Source organism: Cryobacterium sp. TMT1-2-2 (genome assembly GCF_004403505.1).
GTDB classification, from domain to species: domain Bacteria; phylum Actinomycetota; class Actinomycetes; order Actinomycetales; family Microbacteriaceae; genus Cryobacterium; species Cryobacterium flavum.
In genome coordinates this window covers 184896-202243 of the sequence record NZ_SOGS01000024.1, presented here as the reverse complement: position 1 = coordinate 202243, position 17348 = coordinate 184896, and the positions used below count along the sequence as shown (strand labels likewise).

Annotated in this window: 15 protein-coding genes and 2 pseudogenes; 11 read left to right on the top strand and 6 right to left on the bottom strand. The window is 66.3% G+C overall.

Annotated elements, in window-relative coordinates:
• Window positions 1–5 precede the first annotated feature (5 nt).
• The 3 genes from E3T35_RS14885 to E3T35_RS14875 form a co-directional block, all read right to left on the bottom strand.
• Window positions 6–2177, bottom strand: a complete 2172-nt coding sequence (locus E3T35_RS14885; protein ID WP_134346114.1) for an RNA degradosome polyphosphate kinase — start codon at window positions 2175–2177, stop codon at window positions 6–8.
• 135 nt (window positions 2178–2312) lie between these two features.
• A complete protein-coding gene (gene mshD / locus E3T35_RS14880; protein ID WP_134379851.1) occupies window positions 2313–3359 on the bottom strand; it encodes a mycothiol synthase in 1047 nt (348 codons plus the stop codon).
• Window positions 3328–4020, bottom strand: a complete 693-nt coding sequence (locus tag E3T35_RS14875; RefSeq protein ID WP_134379849.1) for a response regulator transcription factor — start codon at window positions 4018–4020, stop codon at window positions 3328–3330. Before E3T35_RS14875 ends, mshD begins: the two co-directional genes overlap by 32 nt.
• 72 nt (window positions 4021–4092) lie before the next feature.
• On the opposite strand from E3T35_RS14875, the gene E3T35_RS14870 reads away from it, so the two are divergent.
• The 5 genes and pseudogenes from E3T35_RS14870 (at window position 4093) to E3T35_RS14855 (ending at window position 7904) form a co-directional block, all read left to right on the top strand.
• Window positions 4093–4344: a hypothetical protein gene (locus E3T35_RS14870; RefSeq protein ID WP_134346108.1), complete on the top strand. Its 252-nt coding sequence runs from the start codon at window positions 4093–4095 to the stop codon at window positions 4342–4344.
• A gap of 143 nt (window positions 4345–4487) precedes the next feature.
• A pseudogene (locus tag E3T35_RS20285) lies at window positions 4488–4682 on the top strand (FABP family protein); the annotation flags it as partial.
• A gap of 312 nt (window positions 4683–4994) precedes the next feature.
• Window positions 4995–5387 (top strand): annotated as a pseudogene (locus E3T35_RS20280) (FABP family protein); the annotation flags it as partial.
• A 184-nt stretch (window positions 5388–5571) separates the two neighbouring features.
• Window positions 5572–6852: a folate-binding protein YgfZ gene (locus tag E3T35_RS14860; protein ID WP_134379845.1), complete on the top strand. Its 1281-nt coding sequence runs from the start codon at window positions 5572–5574 to the stop codon at window positions 6850–6852.
• A 299-nt stretch (window positions 6853–7151) separates the two neighbouring features.
• Window positions 7152–7904 carry a phosphoglyceromutase gene (locus E3T35_RS14855; RefSeq protein ID WP_092341827.1) on the top strand — a complete coding sequence of 251 codons (753 nt, stop codon included), beginning with the start codon at window positions 7152–7154 and terminating at the stop codon, window positions 7902–7904.
• A 155-nt stretch (window positions 7905–8059) separates the two neighbouring features.
• On the opposite strand, the gene phoU is transcribed toward E3T35_RS14855, so the two are convergent.
• Window positions 8060–8716 carry a phosphate signaling complex protein PhoU gene (gene phoU / locus E3T35_RS14850; protein WP_134346102.1) on the bottom strand — a complete coding sequence of 219 codons (657 nt, stop codon included), beginning with the start codon at window positions 8714–8716 and terminating at the stop codon, window positions 8060–8062.
• A 160-nt stretch (window positions 8717–8876) separates the two neighbouring features.
• Here phoU and E3T35_RS14845 point away from each other — a divergent pair, with 160 nt between their 5' ends.
• Both E3T35_RS14845 and E3T35_RS14840 read left to right on the top strand, forming a co-directional pair.
• On the top strand, window positions 8877–10058 hold the full coding sequence (locus E3T35_RS14845; RefSeq protein ID WP_092341829.1) for a cell wall metabolism sensor histidine kinase WalK: 1182 nt from the start codon (window positions 8877–8879) through the stop codon (window positions 10056–10058).
• Window positions 10055–10738 carry a response regulator transcription factor gene (locus E3T35_RS14840; protein ID WP_092341830.1) on the top strand — a complete coding sequence of 228 codons (684 nt, stop codon included), beginning with the start codon at window positions 10055–10057 and terminating at the stop codon, window positions 10736–10738. Before E3T35_RS14845 ends, E3T35_RS14840 begins: the two co-directional genes overlap by 4 nt.
• 58 nt (window positions 10739–10796) lie before the next feature.
• Here E3T35_RS14840 and E3T35_RS14835 read toward each other — a convergent pair whose 3' ends face one another.
• Window positions 10797–11324, bottom strand: coding sequence for a hypothetical protein (locus tag E3T35_RS14835; protein WP_134346100.1), 528 nt, complete (start codon window positions 11322–11324; stop codon window positions 10797–10799).
• A gap of 178 nt (window positions 11325–11502) precedes the next feature.
• Between E3T35_RS14835 and E3T35_RS14830 the strand changes: the two genes are divergently transcribed.
• The 4 genes from E3T35_RS14830 to rlmB all read left to right on the top strand — a co-directional run bounded on the left by E3T35_RS14830 (window position 11503) and on the right by rlmB (window position 15945).
• Complete coding sequence (locus E3T35_RS14830) at window positions 11503–11985, top strand: CarD family transcriptional regulator (protein WP_092341832.1); 483 nt, start codon at window positions 11503–11505, stop codon at window positions 11983–11985.
• Between the two features lie 83 nt (window positions 11986–12068).
• Window positions 12069–13382, top strand: coding sequence for a 2-C-methyl-D-erythritol 4-phosphate cytidylyltransferase (ispD, locus tag E3T35_RS14825; protein ID WP_134379843.1), 1314 nt, complete (start codon window positions 12069–12071; stop codon window positions 13380–13382).
• Window positions 13379–14794 carry a cysteine--tRNA ligase gene (cysS, locus tag E3T35_RS14820; RefSeq protein WP_134379841.1) on the top strand — a complete coding sequence of 472 codons (1416 nt, stop codon included), beginning with the start codon at window positions 13379–13381 and terminating at the stop codon, window positions 14792–14794. The genes ispD and cysS overlap by 4 nt, the downstream gene beginning before the upstream one ends.
• Window positions 14794–15945, top strand: coding sequence for a 23S rRNA (guanosine(2251)-2'-O)-methyltransferase RlmB (gene rlmB, locus E3T35_RS14815; protein ID WP_134379839.1), 1152 nt, complete (start codon window positions 14794–14796; stop codon window positions 15943–15945). Before cysS ends, rlmB begins: the two co-directional genes overlap by 1 nt.
• A 65-nt stretch (window positions 15946–16010) precedes the next feature.
• Here rlmB and E3T35_RS14810 read toward each other — a convergent pair whose 3' ends face one another.
• Complete coding sequence (locus tag E3T35_RS14810; protein WP_134343817.1) at window positions 16011–17321, bottom strand: DUF4032 domain-containing protein; 1311 nt, start codon at window positions 17319–17321, stop codon at window positions 16011–16013.
• Window positions 17322–17348 lie beyond the last annotated feature (27 nt).

Below are 17348 nucleotides of genomic sequence, written 5' to 3'. Positions count from 1 at the left end.
AGCCACTAGCGACGCCCGGACGGCCGCTTGCGCGCGCTGATCTGCTGCATCAACTTGTTCTGCATGTCGTCCAGGTGTACGCCGTTCTCGTCGACGTCGTGGCGGGTCCACTGGCCGGTTGCGTCGAGCCACCAGCTCGACGTGCGCGGATCCATCGCACGTTCGAACAGCGCATCGATCTCGACCAGATGCTCAGGGTCGACCAGCCGCACGAGAGCTTCGACCCGGCGGTCGAGGTTGCGGTGCATCATGTCGGCGCTACCGATGTACACCTGGGTTCCGCCGAGGCTGTGAAAGCTGAAGATGCGCGAGTGTTCGAGATACCGCCCGAGGATCGACCGCACCCGAATGTTCTCGCTCATACCCACGACGCCCGGCCGCAGGCTGCAGATGCCGCGCACCCAGACATCGACCTGCACGCCGGCCTGACTGGCCCGGTACAGCGCGTCGATGATGTCCTCATCGACCATCGAGTTCACCTTGATCCGGATGCCGCTGGTCTTACCGGCGAGCGCGTTCTCGGTCTCGATCGCGATGTGCTTCAGCAAAGCCTTCCGCAGGTGCAGCGGAGCCACCAGCAACCGCTTGAACTTCTTCTCAATCGCGTAACCCGACAACTCGTTGAACAGACGGGTGAGGTCTTTGCCGACCTGGGCATCCGCTGTCAGCAGTCCGAGATCTTCGTAGATGCGACTGGTCTTGGGGTTGTAGTTTCCGGTGCCGATGTGGCTGTAGTGCCGCAGCACACCCTTCTCGTAGCGCACCACGAGGGCGAGCTTGCAGTGGGTTTTCAGTCCGACCAGGCCGTAGACCACGTGCACGCCGGCCTTTTCGAGCTTGCGCGCCCAGGTGATGTTGGCCTGCTCGTCGAAGCGCGCCTTGATCTCCACCAGCGCGAGCACCTGCTTGCCGCTGTCGGCGGCGGCGATGAGGGCCTCGACGATGGGGCTGTCGCCGCTCGTGCGGTACAGCGTCTGCTTGATGGCGAGCACGTTCGGGTCGGCCGCGGCCTGCTCCAGAAAGGCCTGCACGCTCGTCGCAAAGGACTCGTAGGGGTGGTGCAGCAGCACGTCCTGCTTGGCGACCGCGGCGAAGATGTCCTGCTCGGCGTTGGGCTCGCTCGGCAACAGTTGCGCCGCCGTGGTCGGCACGTGCTTGGCGAAGTGCAGGTCGGGCCGGTCGATGCGCAGGTCGAACAGGCCGCCGAGGTCGAGCGGCGCGGGCAGGTGGTAGACCTCCTGCTCGGTCACGTCGAGCTCGCGCACGAGCAGGCCGAGGGTGACCTCGTCCATGTCCTCGGTGATCTCGAGCCGAATGGGCGGGCCGAACCGGCGACGCAGCAGCTCCTTCTCGAGCGCCTTGATCAGGTTCTCGGTTTCGTCTTCGTCGATCTCGACGTCTTCGTTGCGGGTGACCCGAAACACGTGGTGCTCGAGAATCTCCATGCCCGGGAACAGATCGCCGAGCTGGTTGGCGATCAGGTCTTCCAGGGCGATATAGCGGATGCGGTCAACCGACTCCCGGCGGTCGACCCGCACGAAGCGTGGCAGCATGGGTGGCACCTTGAGCCGGGCGAACTCCTGCTTGCCGGTCTTGGAGTTGCGCACCCGCACTGCCAGGTTGAGCGACAGGCCCGAAATATAAGGAAATGGATGCGCCGGATCAACCGCGAGAGGCATCAGCACCGGAAAAATCTGGTTAGAAAAATAGGTACGGAGCGAACGACGATCGGAGTCATCGAGGCTCTGCCAGTCGACGACTTCAATCCCGGCCTCGGCGAGGGCGGGGCGCACGAGGTTCTGGAAGGCCAGTGCGTGGCGATCCTGCAGGGCGTGGGCGGCGGCCGAGATGTCACTGAGCACGTCCTGGGCGGCGCGACCCACGTTGGTCGGCACCGCCAGCCCGGTGAGGATGCGGCGCTTCAGGCCGGCGACGCGCACCATGAAGAACTCATCAAGGTTGTTGGCGAAGATGGCGAGAAAGTTGGTGCGCTCCAGTACCGGCAGGCTCTCATCTTCGGCCAGTTCCAGAACCCGCTGGTTGAAGGCGAGCCAGCTCAGCTCGCGGTCGAGGTAGCGATCGTCGGGCAGCGCGGGGTCGACTTTTTCGATGAGTGGGTCAAAGTCGTCATCGAAGTCTGTGAGTCCCGAGTCTGCTTGGGTGATTTCGCCGTCCATCTGACCATCCTGACACCGTTGGTCGCGCCGTCGCGACGAACCGGGTGAACGTCACGCGAAATTATGCCGGGGCCGTTGACTTTGCGGGGTGTCGGGTGCCTGGCGTTACGTCGCGCGGCGTCAGTCGGTGGTGACTCAGCCGGCGAGGCGGCGGTACTGCACGTCGACCGTGTGGTCGGTGAAGCCGAGCGCCCGATACAGGTGCACCGGGCCGAGGCTGTCGGCCTCGACGTAGAGCGCGGCGGTCGTGCAACCGGCGTCAGCCAGGCGCTGCAGGCCGGCCTGCATGAGCACCCGGCCGAGCCCGCGGCCAGCGGCATCCGGATGCACCCCCACCACGTAAATTTCGCCGATCGCCCCGTCAACCTTGAGCCAGTTGTAGCCGATCATGCGGCCGTCGGCGTCGCGCAGAACCAGAAAGTCGTCGGCATCGAACCAGTCCTCGGCCTGCCGCGCGGCCAGGTCGGCCTCGGTGATCGCGCCCTGCTCCGGGTGGCTCGTGAACACCAACGCGTTGAGCGCGACCCATTCGGAGTCGTCGACTCCCACCCGAAATCCCGAAATACTCGCATCGCCCAAAACGGATGCCCCCGCCCCGCTCGCCGGCGCAGCCTCAGCTTCGCCCGCCACCTCGGCTTCCGGCGCGGCGTCAGATGCGCCTGCGCCGGCTTCAGGCGCGGCGTCAGCCGAAAAGAGTGGCTTGCGCAATTCCAGCAGTGTGCGGGCGGCGACGAACCGCAGTTCGATCGCGAGGGCGCGAGCAGCCGGATGATCGCCGTGCGACCAGGCGGTCAGCCCGTTGGGCTCGGTCGCTGCGAGTTCGCGAAAGGCCGTTCGGCCAAACCCGCGTCGCCGATATTCCGGGCTGATCACCAGGTCAATCTCCCCGCGTCCGCCCAGCGCTGCTCCCACGACGATCGTCGCCGCGGCGCCGACGTGACCGTCTCCGCTGGTCGAGCCCGTCGAGGCCGGCATTCCGGGTACGTGACCTGTCTCGAATTCGCGGCCGGCAACGCGCACCAAATAGGCGGTCCGAAGACCAGCCTGCAGGTCATACAGCGCCTGTTCGTTGAACGGCGCGTACCCGTCGAAGGCAAGCGCCTCCGCGGCGACCCGGTGAAAGGTAGCCAGGCCAGCGGCATCCGCTGACTCAAGCGCGAACAGAATTTGGAACCCGCTCATCGTTCTCTTCGTGCACGTTGAACCGGTAGCCGACGTTGCGCACCGTGCCGATGAGCGACTCCTGGTCGCCGAGCTTGGCGCGCAGGCGCCGCACGTGCACGTCGACCGTGCGGGTGCCGCCGAAATAGTCGTAGCCCCAGACCTCGCTCAGCAGTTGTTCGCGAGTGAATACCCGGGACGGATGCGCCGCCAGAAACCGCAGCAGCTCGAACTCCTTATAGGTGAGGTCGAGCGGTTTGCCGTGCACCTTTGCCGAATAGCTCGCCTCATCGATGACAACGCCGGCGGCGCGAATCGTGTTCGGCGGCGAGGTTTGGGCGAGGCGGCCTGCGGTCAGGCGGATGCGGGCATCCGCTTCGGCCGGGCCGGCCGTGTCGAGGATGACGTCGTCGACGCCCCAATCGGGGCTGACGGCGGCGAGGCCGCCCTCGGTGATCACGAGCAGCAGGGGAGTGGAGCTGCCCATCGTGCGCAGTATCTGGCAGAGCGACTTGGCCGCGGCCAGATTGGTGCGGGCGTCGACCAGAATGAGGTCAGAATCGGGCGCGTTGATGAGCTGGTCCGCTTGGGCGGGAATCAGCCGTGTGCTGTGCGACAGCAACGCCAGGGCGGGGAGTACATCATTGTTGGCCGCCGAGGTCAGGATCAACAACTGCGCCACTCGCGCCCTCCAAGTATCTCGAATTTCATACTAGCGTGCCATGGAACGCGGGCGGTCGGGCACAATAGAGACGTGAGCTGGCACTGGAAAACGATCGCGACCGTGTGGGTATTGGCGATTGTGGGCGCTGTGCTCACCGCGATTCTCGCCACGCCCGCCTCAGCGATCGGCTGGATCGGCCTCACCCTCGCACTCTGCACACTCGTCACGCTGGGCCTGCAGATCGCCACCGGCACCAAAGAGGGCTACGTCAAACGGGTCACCACGAGCATCACCGGGGCCATCGTCATTCTCGTGGTGGCGACAATCGTCGTCTCGCTCTGATGCGCCCCCACTAGACTCGCAGCATGGATCTGTTAGCGCTAGAACTTTTCTTCCTGGGCCTCCTGGGGCTCGCCAGCTTGTCGATCGCCTGGGTGTCCGGCATGGTTGTTTACAAGCTGTACCGGGGGCAGCGGTAAGTACGTATGTTTGACCTTCCGGTCGGTTTGCCGTCCGAACTTGTTCCACTCTCCTGGTTGATCGGAGTCTGGGAAGGCTCCGGCGTGCTCGAATACAAAATCGGCGAGGAGTCGGTCAGCCGCACCTTCGGCCACCGCATCAGCTTCAGCCACGACGGCCTGCCGCACCTGAACTACAGCTCCTACACCTGGCTCGAGCCCGTTTCTTCGCAAGCGGATGCCGCCGGTCGCGCCGCCGCGTCTGAAACGGAGGCCGCCGGTCGCGCGGCCGCGTCTGAAACGGAGGCCGCCGTGCTCGGCACGGACACCGCACGCTCTGAAACGGATGCCGCCGCATCCGCTGGAACGCGCGCGTCCTCCGAACCGGACGCTATCTCCCGCGCCACGGATGCGTCGCGCGAGGGAACGCCCGCCGCCTCGTCTGAAACGCCCGCGTCCTCCGAAGCGGGCGCGGCGGCATCCGCTGAAACGCGCGCCGTGAACTTGCCGCCCGAGCTGATGTCGGACGAAAGAACCCCGCTGGTCACCGAAACCGGATACTGGCGCCTCAGCCGTCATCAGGGCGACGGCGACCCCGGACCTGGCATGCTACCCGGCACCGGGGAACGTCCATTCACCTCGGCTGCGGCCGTGGAAACGTTGCGGAACCGTGACGGTGGCTTCGACATCGAGGTCACCCTCGTGCACCCCGGCGGCGTCGCCGAGCTCTACCTCGGGCAGGTCAAGGGTCCGCGCATCGACCTCGCAACGGATGCCGTGCTCCGCACCGCGGGCGCCAAACCCTACGCGGCCGCCACGCGCCTGTACGGACTCGTCGACAATCACCTGCTCTGGGCCTGGGACATCGCCGCCCTCGGCCAGGACCTCCGCACCCACGCCTCCGGCCGCCTAGCTCGCGTCCAGTAGCCCTCCCCTTTGGGGACGGGGCCCAGGCCCCGTCCCTGGGCCCAGTTTATAAACTGGGCCCGGGGTCATAAGGTGGGCCCGTTCGCCCGAGCAGTCGCCCCACCCCGAATAAATCACGCACCCGTACTGTTGATACGGATGGAAGCCCCAGCCGCCGTCAACCCGGCCGGCAGAATTGAGCGACATGACAGACCCGGTAACAACCGTCTCCCCGCTGCTGACCCTGCCCGGCGCGGTGCAGTCCGAAGGAATCGACGCCGGCGTCGCCGCCCACTATGGCAACCCCATGATCGAGCAGCGCACCCTCGCTGCCGGCCGCGCCATCGTCGACCTCTCGCACCGCGGCGTGCTCTCCGTCGCCGGCCCCGACCGCCTCACCTGGCTCAACTCGATCGCCAGCCAGGAGCTGAAAGCCCTGAAGCCCGGCGATTCCACCGAGATGCTGCTGCTCGACCCCAACGGACGCCTCGAATTCGCCATCCGCGTGCTCGACGACGGCGTCGAAACCTGGCTCCTCCTCGAAGCCGCCGAACTGCCCGCCCTGCACACCTTCCTCGACCGCATGAAGTTCATGCTGCGCGTTCAGGTCGTCGACCACACCCTCGCCTACGCCACGATCGGCGCCATGACGGATGCCCCCGCCACCGTCGGCCTCGCCGCCGCCGCACCCAACGACGTGCCCCTGACCTGGCTGGACCCCTGGGCCTCCGTCACCCGCGGCGGCCACCAGTACGCGGAGACCCCCGTACATCCCGGAACCCTCTGGACCTACACCGAAACCCTCGTACCGCGCGCGAGCCTGCCGGCCCTGCGCGATGCCCTCGCCGCCGGAACCCTGACGGTAACGCCCGCCCTCGCCGCCGCGCCCGCCGAAACACCCGCGCTCGGCACGCCCGACACCCGGACCGCGCCCGCCCGCGAGACCGACGCTTCAGCATCCGCGTCACCAGTGAAACCCGCCGGACTCCTCGCCCTCGAAGCCCTGCGCATCGCCGTCTGGCGCCCGCGCCGGGCCCGCGAGGTCGATGAGAAGAGCATCCCACACGAGCTGGACTGGCTGCGTACCGCCGTGCACCTGAGCAAGGGCTGCTACCGCGGGCAAGAGACCGTGGCGAAGGTGCACAACCTCGGCCACCCGCCCCGCCGCCTCGTCATGCTGCACCTCGACGGCTCAGAGGGAGTGCTTCCCGCCCCGGGCGACCCCGTGCAGGCCGATCGCGTCCGGCCCGAGCAAGAAGCCGAGCGGGTCACCGTCGGCGCCATAACTTCGAGCGCGATCCACTACGAGCTCGGCCCGATCGCCCTTGCCGTGATCAAGCGCACCATTCCGGCCGCGTCGACGCTGTACGTCGAGTCCGAGGGAATCAGCATCTCGGCCGCCCAGGAAATCATCGTGCCGCAGTCCGCCGGATCCGTCGCCGACATCCCGCGCCTGCCCCGCCTCGGAGTGCGCACCGCGCACTAGCCCGCGGTCGCCTCAAATTCAGGCTACGGACTATATTTTCGCGGCCTCGGCTAGAGCTTGGCGCAGAGGGGTATCGGCGGCACCGTTCAAAACTGCGGAGATTCTCGTTCGCAGCCCTTGATGAAACATGGCAGATTGGGCCTGATCCCTCCGAAATCTCCGCAGTTTTGTCAGCCACCACGACAAGGGTGCTGCCGTGCGCGCAATCACGCGGGTGGCGGCATCCGTTATGGCCGCACGTACTGCTGCAGCCAACGCCTGCCCGCACGAACACCGACCGCCCTCGATAGAGTGGGCACATGTCTGCCCCCTACACACTCGTCCTCCTCCGTCACGGCCAAAGCACCTGGAACCAGCAGAACCTGTTCACCGGCTGGGTGGACGTTCGCCTCAGCGAGCAAGGCGCCACCGAGGCCGCGCGCGCCGGCGTGCTGCTGAAGGACGCCGGCTTGCTGCCCGACGTGCTGCACACCAGCCTGCTGTCCCGCGCCATCCAGACCGCGAACCTCGCGCTCGAGGAAGCCGACCGCATGTGGATCCCCGTGAAGCGCTCCTGGCGCCTCAACGAACGCCACTACGGCGGGCTGCAAGGCCTCGACAAGGCCGCCACCCAGGCCAAGTTCGGCCAGGACCAGTTCATGCTGTGGCGCCGTTCCTACGACACCCCGCCGCCCGTGCTCGACGACTCCAGCGAATTCTCGCAGGCGCACGACGCCCGCTACGCCGGCCTCGGCCCCGACCTGCCCCGCACCGAATGCCTCAAAGACGTCGTCGAGCGGATGCTGCCCTACTGGCAGTCCGACATCGTTCCCGACCTGCAGGCGGGCAAGACCGTGCTGGTCACCGCGCACGGCAACTCGCTGCGGGCCCTGGTCAAGCACCTCGATGGAATCAGTGACGCGGACATCGCCGAGCTGAACATTCCCACCGGAATCCCGCTCGTCTACCAGCTCGGCGAAGACCTCATGCCGCTGGCGCCGGGGCAGTACCTCGACCCCGAGGCCGCAGCCGCCGGAGCGGCCGCAGTAGCAGCCCAAGGCAACAAGAAGTAGCCAGCATAGAAGGCCCCGGAGTAGAACCTCCGGGGCCTTTTGTGTGCCCGCAGGTCATGAGCGCGCCCTCACCCGTGCCGCAACCGGGCGGGAGCATCCGTTTCACGCGAGAGGCCCCGCGAGCGGATGCTCCGGGGCCTCTCGCGTGCCAGAAATCAGACGTTGTCGTCCTGGTGCCAGGCTCCGGTGCCGAGGTACTGCACCTTCTTGGCGATGGACACCGCGTGGTCCGCGAAACGTTCGTGGTATCGGCTGGCCAGGGTCGCGTCGACGGTGTCGGCCGCGAGTCCCTTCCAGGTCTCGCCGAGCACGGCGTCGAACACGCTCAGGTGCAGGGCGTCGACCTTGTCATCCTCGTTGCGGATGGTGTCGGCGAGGTGCAGGTCCTGGTGGGTGAGCAGCTCGGTGAGCATGTTCGCGATGACCACGTCGAGGGCGCCCATCTCGGCGAAGGTGCTGCGCAGCCCCTTGGGGATGACCTTGTCGGGAAAACGGTACCGGGCCAGCTGGGCGATGTGGGTGGCGAGGTCGCCCATCCGCTCGAGGGAGGCGCTGATGCGCAGGGCGCTGACCACGATGCGCAGGTCGCGGGCGACCGGCTGCTGGCGCGCGAGAATGGTGATGGCGAGCTCGTCAAGCTCGACCGTGAGCTCGTCGATCTTCTCGTCTTCGGTGATGGCCTCTTCCGCCAAACCCACGTCGCTTTCGTTGAAAGCGCGAGTGGCCTTGTCCATGGAGATCGCGACGAGGCGCGAAATTTCCACGAGTCGCTGCTGAACTTCGGCGAGTTCTTGTTGAAATACATCGCGCATGGGGGTGTTCCTTCCTTGCCGCGCGAACACGCACGATCGGGTTTATGATGCCGAATTCAGGTTAACGGCAGGTGCCGCAGACTTGAACACTTTCTAAAGTACAGGCTCCCGCACACCCACGCTGCGAACGATGGCCGAAGACTGTCAGTAATCTGTAGAGATGGAATCGACGTGGCTGGTGTTGCTGTCGCTGGCACTCGGACTCGGTGTTGGCGCCGGGTTCGTGTCGCTCGTGCACGTCGCCGAGCGTCATGGTCGCCGCGCCTCTGAGGTAGTGAACCCAGCGGTACCGGACGGTATCGATCAGGTGCTCGACGCCCTCGAGACCGCCGGGGTCGTTCTCGACCCGTCGAACAACGTGATCAAGACCAGCCCGGGCGCCCTCACCCTCGGCCTGGTCTGGAACCAGCAGCTCGTGCACCCCGAACTGCTCGAACTGGCCCGCCGGGTACGGCTGACCGGCGAGCCGATCAGCGAAGACCTCGTGCTCTCCCGCGGCCCGTTCGGCGACGCGAGCATGCGCTTTCGGGTGCGCTTGGCCCGACTCGGCACACGCTACGTGCTGCTTCTGGCCGAGGACCGCACCGAAGCGTTTCGCCTCGACGAGGTGCGCCGCGACTTCGTGGCCAACATCAGCCACGAGCTGAAAACCCCCATCGCCTCCGTCGGGCTGCTCGCCGAGGCGCTCGACAAGGCAGCGGATGAACCGGAGCAGGTTCGCCGGTTCGCCAACCGGTTAACGACAGAGTCGGCCAGGCTCGGCCGCCTCACCCAGGAGATCATCGAACTCTCCAGGCTGCAGGCGCAGGACGCCCTCGCCGAACCGGAGATACTCAAGGTCGACGACATCGTCGCCGCCGCGGTCGACCAAAGCCGGGTGGTCGCCGAGGCCGAGCGCATCACGATCGTCATCGGCAAGAAGTCCGGCGCCCTGGTCTTCGGCGATGAGGCTCTGCTCACCGTGGCCGTGCACAATCTGGTCGCGAACGCGGTGAACTATTCGCTCGAGGGGTCCCGGGTGGGCGTCGGCGTGCGCCTGCAGAAGGGCATCGTCGAGATCACCGTGACCGACCAGGGCGTCGGAATTGCCGAGGCCGACCTCGATCGGGTGTTTGAACGCTTTTTCCGAGTCGATCAGGCCCGGTCCCGGCACACCGGCGGTACCGGCCTCGGGCTGTCCATCGTCAAGCACGTCGTGCAGAACCACGGCGGCGACATTCGCGTCTGGTCGCAGCCCGGCAGCGGATCCACCTTCACCATTCGCCTTCCAGAGGCGGCGAAGCCCGTCGACACTATCCAACCGAAACGAGCCGTCCGTGCGGCGGCAGGAGACACACTATGACCCGCATCCTCTTGGTTGAAGACGAGAGCGCACTGAGCGAGCCGCTCAGCTTTCTGCTCGAGCGTGAGGGCTACGAGGTCGTCGTAGCCGAAGACGGCCCGAGCGCGATCAGCGAGTTCGACCAGAACGGCACCGACCTGATTCTGCTCGACCTGATGCTGCCCGGCATTCCGGGTACCGAGGTGTGCCGGGAGATTCGTACCCGGTCGACCGTGCCGATCATCATGCTCACGGCGAAGGATTCCGAAATTGACATCGTCGTCGGGCTCGAGCTCGGCGCCGACGATTATGTCACGAAGCCGTATTCCACCCGCGAACTGGTCGCCCGCATTCGCGCGGTGCTGCGACGGCACGAAGACCAGAGCACGGCCGATGTGGACACCATGCTCACGGCCGGCACGGTGCGCATGGACGTGGAGCGGCACGCCGTCACCGTCTCCGGCGAGCTCGTCAACATGCCGTTGAAGGAATTCGAACTGCTCGAATTTCTGCTGCGCAACGCCGGCCGGGTGCTTACCCGCGGCCAGCTCATCGATCGGGTCTGGGGCACCGACTACTTCGGTGACACCAAGACGCTCGACGTGCACATCAAACGCATCCGCTCGCGCATCGAAACTGCCCCCTCCGAGCCGGTGATGCTCGTCACCGTTCGCGGGCTGGGCTACCGGTTCGAAGCGTAGCCCGGATACAGCTCAGGCCGCCGACCCGCAGGGGGCGACGGCCTGAGCCAGAAGAACGTTACGCGGCGGGCGTGGCCGTCGGTGTTGGTGTTTCGGTGGGAGTCTCGGTCGGTGCGAGCGTGGGCATCAGGGTCGAATACTCGCCCTGGGTGCCAGAGAGAACGGGCAGCAGCAGTTCGATGCCGGTCTCTTCGCCGTACTGGAAGAACACCGGAAACAGCGAGCCGGGCTGGCTGTCCATGTTCTCCAGCACCACCGAGGGGGCGCCGTCGGTGCCGAACGTCACGGTGGTGTTCGCCTCGACTGGAATGTCCTGCGACACCGTGCCGGTGCTGGACTTGTACTGCACGAGCACCTGCTGCAGGGTGTCCGTCGGATTAACAACGGAGACGATGAGGTTGGCCAGTTCGCCGTCGGCGGAGACCAGCAGGGCGTTGCGAACGTGGATTTCGCCGACGTCTCCGCTCACGCCGTCACTCGCGTTGTACTTAATCGAGGTGGCCTGCGGTGCGAAAAATCCGCAAGCGCTCGTGCCCAACAGAATGCCAGCCGCCAAGACGACGGATGCAGCGATGCGCGCTCTCACAAGACCTCCACTTACTCAAAAGCAGCGCGCGACAGTGGCCGACGCTGCAAAATTCTCTTTGTCACTAGCTTAGCGGCGTGTGTGAGCGCACGATTGTCGGCCGGTGCCTCGCGGGGGCGCGCGTACTGTAGCACCTCGAAGCTGTGGTATCTTAGAAGTTGCTGAAGGGATCACATCCATGCTGTTTCAGGTTGGCGAAACCGTCGTATATCCCCACCATGGTGCCGCGATGATCACCGAGGTGAAGACCCGCATCATCAAGGGTGAAGAGAAGCTGTACCTCAAGCTGAATGTCACCCAGGGCGATCTCACCATCGAAGTTCCCGCCGAAAACGTCGACCTCGTCGGCGTTCGCGATGTGATCGGCCAGGACGGCCTCGACAAGGTGTTCGAAGTGCTGCGCGCACCGTTCACCGAAGAGCCCACCAATTGGTCCCGCCGGTACAAGGCCAATCTCGAAAAGCTGGCCAGCGGCGATGTGATCAAGGTGTCAGAGGTCGTGCGCGACCTGTGGCGCCGCGACCAGGACCGCGGACTGTCGGCCGGCGAGAAGCGCATGCTGGCCAAGGCTCGCCAAATCCTGATCAGCGAGCTGGCCCTGGCCGAAAAGACCGACGAAGAGAAAGCGTCCACCGTTCTCGATGAGGTCCTTGCTTCCTGACTATTCTTTCGTGAGGGGCGGCGCCGTGAGGTGCCGCCTTTTGCATGTTCCCTCGCACTTCACCAGATAGATACCCTCCAGATATGACTGTTTCCACCGATTCGCCGGCAGAGCCCCTCCGTGGCGCTCGACCCGAACCCGCCTCCGCTGTCGCCGCGACGCCCACGGTCGCGGTCATTGTGGTCGCTGCCGGCAGTGGAACCCGCCTCGGCCACGCCGAAGCCAAAGCATTCGTGCTGCTGCATCTGCGCCCGCTGCTCGACCATGCCTTAGATTCCATTTTCGGCATGAACGAGCCGGTGCAGATCATCGTGGTCGCCCCCGTCGATCGGGTAGCGGATGCCCGCGCCATCGCCGTCCGCGCCGTCGCCCGCCACGAGGCGCCCACCGGGTCCGTGACCGTGGTCGCCGGGGGACGCACCCGTCAGGACTCCGTGGACCAGGGCATGAACGCGCTGCTGCCGAGCGTCGACGTGGTGCTCGTGCACGACGCCGCCCGCGCACTCACCCCCGCCGCGCTGTGCGACGAGGTCGTCGCCGCTGTGCGCGCCACCGGGCACGGCGTCATTCCGGGCCTGCCCGTGGTCGACACCATCAAGCGTGTCGCCGAATCCGGTGCCATTCTCGGCACCGTCGATCGGTCGGAACTTTCCGCAGTGCAGACCCCGCAAGGGTTTCCCCGCGCCATGCTCGAGGCCGCCCGGGCCTGGGCCGTGCAGAACGGCCGGTTCGAAGCGCTCACCGACGACGCAGCGCTCGTGGCCGACGCCGGGAATCCGGTGAGCGTGATCGGTGGGCATCCGCTGGCCTTCAAGATCACAACGCCCGAAGACCTCGAGCGCGCCGATCTGATTCTGCAGGCTGCCGCCCCGCAGCCCACACTGCTTCCGCGCATCGGCACCGGCCTCGACGTGCACGCCTTCGCGGCCGACGACACGACGGAACTCTGGCTGGCCGGATTATATTGGCCGGGGGAGAGCGGACTCAGCGGACACAGCGACGGCGATGTCGCGGCCCACGCCATCTGCGATGCCCTTCTTGGAGCCGCCGGACTCGGCGACATTGGCAGCGTATTCGGCACGGCAGATCCGCGCTTCAGCGGTGCCCACGGCCACGTTTTTCTCGAGGAAACCGTGCGCCTGGTTGCGGCCGCCGGCTACCGGGTCGGCAACGTTTCGGTGCAGATCATCGGCAACCGCCCCAAGTTTTCACCGCGTCGGGCCGACGCCGAAACGCGGCTCTCCGGCATTCTCTCTGCACCGGTCAATATCGCCGCGACCACCACGGATGCGCTCGGCTTCACCGGACGCGGGGAAGGTATCGCCGCGACGGCGACCGCGCTGCTCTTCGCTGCCCCCGAGCCGGGTCAGACCCCTGACCTAAACTGGGAGGCGTGACCATGCAACTGTACGATTCGAAGGCGCAAGCCTTGCGCGACTTTGTCCCCCTCGAAGCGGGCCAGGTCTCGATGTACGTGTGTGGCCCCACCGTGCAGTCCAGCCCGCACATCGGTCATCTGCGCAGCGCCTTGGTCTACGACCAGTTGCGTCGCTGGCTCAGCTACCGCGGCATGAATGTCACCTTCGTGCGCAACGTCACCGACATCGACGACAAGATCCTGATCAACGCGAAGGGCTCGAGCGAGCAGTGGTGGGCGCTCGCGTACCGCTACGAACTCGAGTTCACCGCCGGCTACCAGCGCCTCGGCATTCTCGCCCCCACCTACGAACCGCGCGCGACGGCGAGCATCACCGAGATGCAGACCCTCATATCCACCCTGATCGAGCGCGGCCACGCGTATGCTGCCCCCGACGCGTCCGGCGACGTCTACTTCGATAGTGCCAGCTGGGCGGCCTATGGCGCGCTCACGCACCAGTCGCCCGGCAATATGGAAGCGGCAGCGGATCCCTCCCCGCGCGCCAAGCGCGACCCCCGCGACTTCGCCCTGTGGAAGGGCTCCAAGGTCGGCGAACCCGACTCCGCAGCCTGGTCGTCGCCGTGGGGCCAGGGGCGTCCGGGCTGGCACATCGAGTGCTCTGCCATGGCCGCGCGCTACCTCGGCGACCACTTCGACATTCACGGCGGCGGACTGGATCTGCGGTTTCCGCACCACGAGAACGAACTGGCCCAATCGAACGCGGCCGGCAGCGACTTCGCGAACTACTGGGTGCACAACGGTCTGGTCAACGTGAACGGGCAGAAGATGAGCAAGTCGCTCGGCAACTCGGTGTTCGCGGCCGAACTGCTCGATCAGGCCCGCGCCATCGTCGTGCGCTACTTTCTGGGCGCTGCCCACTACCGATCCACCATCGACTACAACGAGGGCTCGCTGGCCGAGGCCGAAGCCGCCCTCGAACGGGTCGAGAGTTTTCTCGACCGCGCCGATCGTCGGCTGGCCGGAACCCGGTTCGCCGGCACTGGCGTCGAGGTCGTGCCCGATGATTTCGCCGCGGCGATGGACGACGACCTCGCCGTTCCGCAAGCGCTCGGCGTGCTGCACGACACCGTGCGCGCCGGTAACGCCGCGCTGGATGCCGAAGACCTTCACGCTGCGGCATCCGCTCGCAGTGAAGTACTCGCGATGAGCGAAGTGCTGGGAATCAACCCTTTGTCGCCCGGCTGGGCCGTGGCAACAGACGAACCGGCCATGGTGGCCCTGAGTGCGTTGGTCGAGCGACTGCTCGGCGACCGCAACGACGCCCGCGAAAACCGCGACTATGCGGCCGCAGACCGAATCCGGGACGAACTCGTCGCCGCCGGAATTACCATCGAAGACACCCCGTCGGGTGCCCATTGGAGCTTTGACTGATGAAGAATCTTGACCGCAAATCGCGCACTGGATCGGTGCGCAAGGGCAGCCGCGGAGCCCAGGTCGGCTCCGGCGGCCAGGGCCGTCAGGCGCTCGAGGGCAAAAAGCCCACCCCCAAGGCCGAAGACCGTCCGTACCACCCCGCCGGTAAGCGTAAAGCGGCCGCCGAGCGGTTCACTGCGGCCGGTGGCTTCAACTCGCGCCCCGCAGCGGATGCCTCCGCCAACCGTGGCGGCTCGCGCGGCGGCACCCCGGCTCGCGGCAGCGCCCCCCGCGGTGGCGCCCGCGGCGCCTCGCAGGGTGCACCCCAGCGCGGCACCGGCAACACCGGCGGCGGCGGATCCTCGACCCGTCGGGCCAAGCAGATCGACGAGCACGAGATTGTCACCGGTCGTAACTCGGTGCTCGAGGCGCTGCGCGCCAAGATCCCCGCGCTGACCCTCTATATTGCCGCGCGCATCGAAATGGATGAGCGGGTCAAAGAGGTTCTGCTCATGGCGACCAGCCGCAACATCCCCATCCTCGAGGTCATGCGCCCCGAACTCGACCGTCTCGCCGGTCGCGACGCCGTGCACCAGGGCCTCGCCCTCAAGGTTCCCGCGTATGAGTATGCGCACCCGATGGAGCTGCTCGAACTCACGATCAGCCGCGGCCACAAGCCGTTGTTCGTGGCCCTCGACGGCATCACCGACCCGCGCAACCTGGGCGCGATCATCCGCTCGACCGCTGCGTTCGGCGGCCACGGAATCATCGTGCCGCAGCGTCGCTCGGTCGGCGTCACGGCCTCAGCCTGGAAGACCAGCGCCGGCGCCGCGGCGCGCACGCCCGTCGCCATGGCGAGCAACCTCACCCAGACGCTGAAGGCGCTCAAGGCGCAGGGCGTGTTCGTGCTCGGACTCGACGGTGGCGGCGACGTGTCGCTGCCCGACCTCGGCATCGGCTTCGCCGAACGCCCGATCGTGATCGTCGTCGGCAGCGAGGGCAAAGGCCTGTCTCGCCTCGTCACCGACACCTGCGACGCGATCGTCTCGATTCCGATCAGCGCGGCGACCGAGTCGCTCAATGCCGGAATCGCCGTCGGCGTCACCCTCTACGAGGTAGCCCGTCTCCGCGCCCAAATCAAGCAGGCCAAGCAGGCTGCCAAGCTCTAGCCCCGCTTCTCTTTCGACCGGGCCCGGGCCCGGAAAACACACGGCGCCGGACACCAGCAGCGGAACTAGACCTTGAGCATCCAGTCGTCGGCATCGTCGGGGTCAGAAGACGTGTCGTCGCCGAGCTGCGTGCGAATCGGCAGGGTGATGGCCTCGGTGACGGGGTCCATCACGGTGGCCTCGTCCCGGCGGTGGCGCAGTACATCCTGCACGTAGGACGTGACCGCCTCGGCAAGCGGGATATCCCTCGACTGGTTCTGCGCCATGTACCAACGGTGATCGAGCAGCTGGTGAAACACCTGCGCCCGCTCGAGCTTGCCCTGCAGCTCCTCGGGAATGGCCCGCACCACCGGCTCAAACACCCGCACCAGCCACTCGTGGGCGACCATCTCCTCGTCCGCGGCCGGCGAACCGTAGGCGGCCCGGTACGAATCCAGGTCGTTCAGCAGGCGGCGGGCCTGGTTCTCTTCGGCGTCGAGGCCGGTCAAGCGCAGCAGCCGGCGCTGGTGGTGGCCGGCGTCGACGACCTTCGGCTGAATCCGCACGCTCGAGCCAGCGCTGTCGGTCTTGATCGCCAGTTCCTCGATGTCGAAACCGAGGTCGTTCAGGCGTTGCACGCGCTGGGCGATGCGCCAGCGTTCGGAGTTGGAGAATGACTCCGAGCCGGTGAGCTCTTTCCAGAGCAGTCGGTAGGCGGCGACGATTCCATTGCTGACCCGAATCGGGTCAAGCTCGTCGGCGACCCGGCCACCGGCTTCGAGGTCCATGAGCTCCCCGGCGATGTTCACCCGGGCAATTTCGAGGTCGTTTTCGCGCTGGCCGTTCGACAACCCTCCCGAGTACAACTGCCCGGTTTCGGCATCGACAAGATAGGCGGCAAAGGCACCGGCATCGCGGCGAAACAGGGTGTTCGAGAGCGACACGTCGCCCCAGAAGAACCCGATCATGTGCAGCCGCACGAGCAGCACGGCGAGGGCGTCGACCAGCCGGGTAGCGGTATCCGGTCGCAGGGCGTGCGAATACAGGGCGCGGTAGGGGAGTGAGAACTTGAGGTGACGAGTGACCAGAACAGAATTCAGCGGGTCCTCGTCGGCATCCGTTCTGTTGGTGATGACGGCGACCGGCTCGACGCAGGGGATCTCGAGGTTGGCCAGGGTGCGCAACATGTCGTACTCGCGCTTGGCCATCTCGCTCGTGGTCTCTTTGATGGCGACCACCCGCCCACTCAGGTGGGCGAAGCGCACGAGGTGGCGCGAAATGCCCTTGGGCAGTGAGGCGATGTTCTCATTCGGCCAGGCGTCGAGGGGCAACTGCCACGGTAGGTCGAGCAGGGCAGGGTCGGCAGTGGCCGCGATGATATTGAGGGAACCGCTCATGGTTGGAGCCTAACCGGCGGGAGGGAG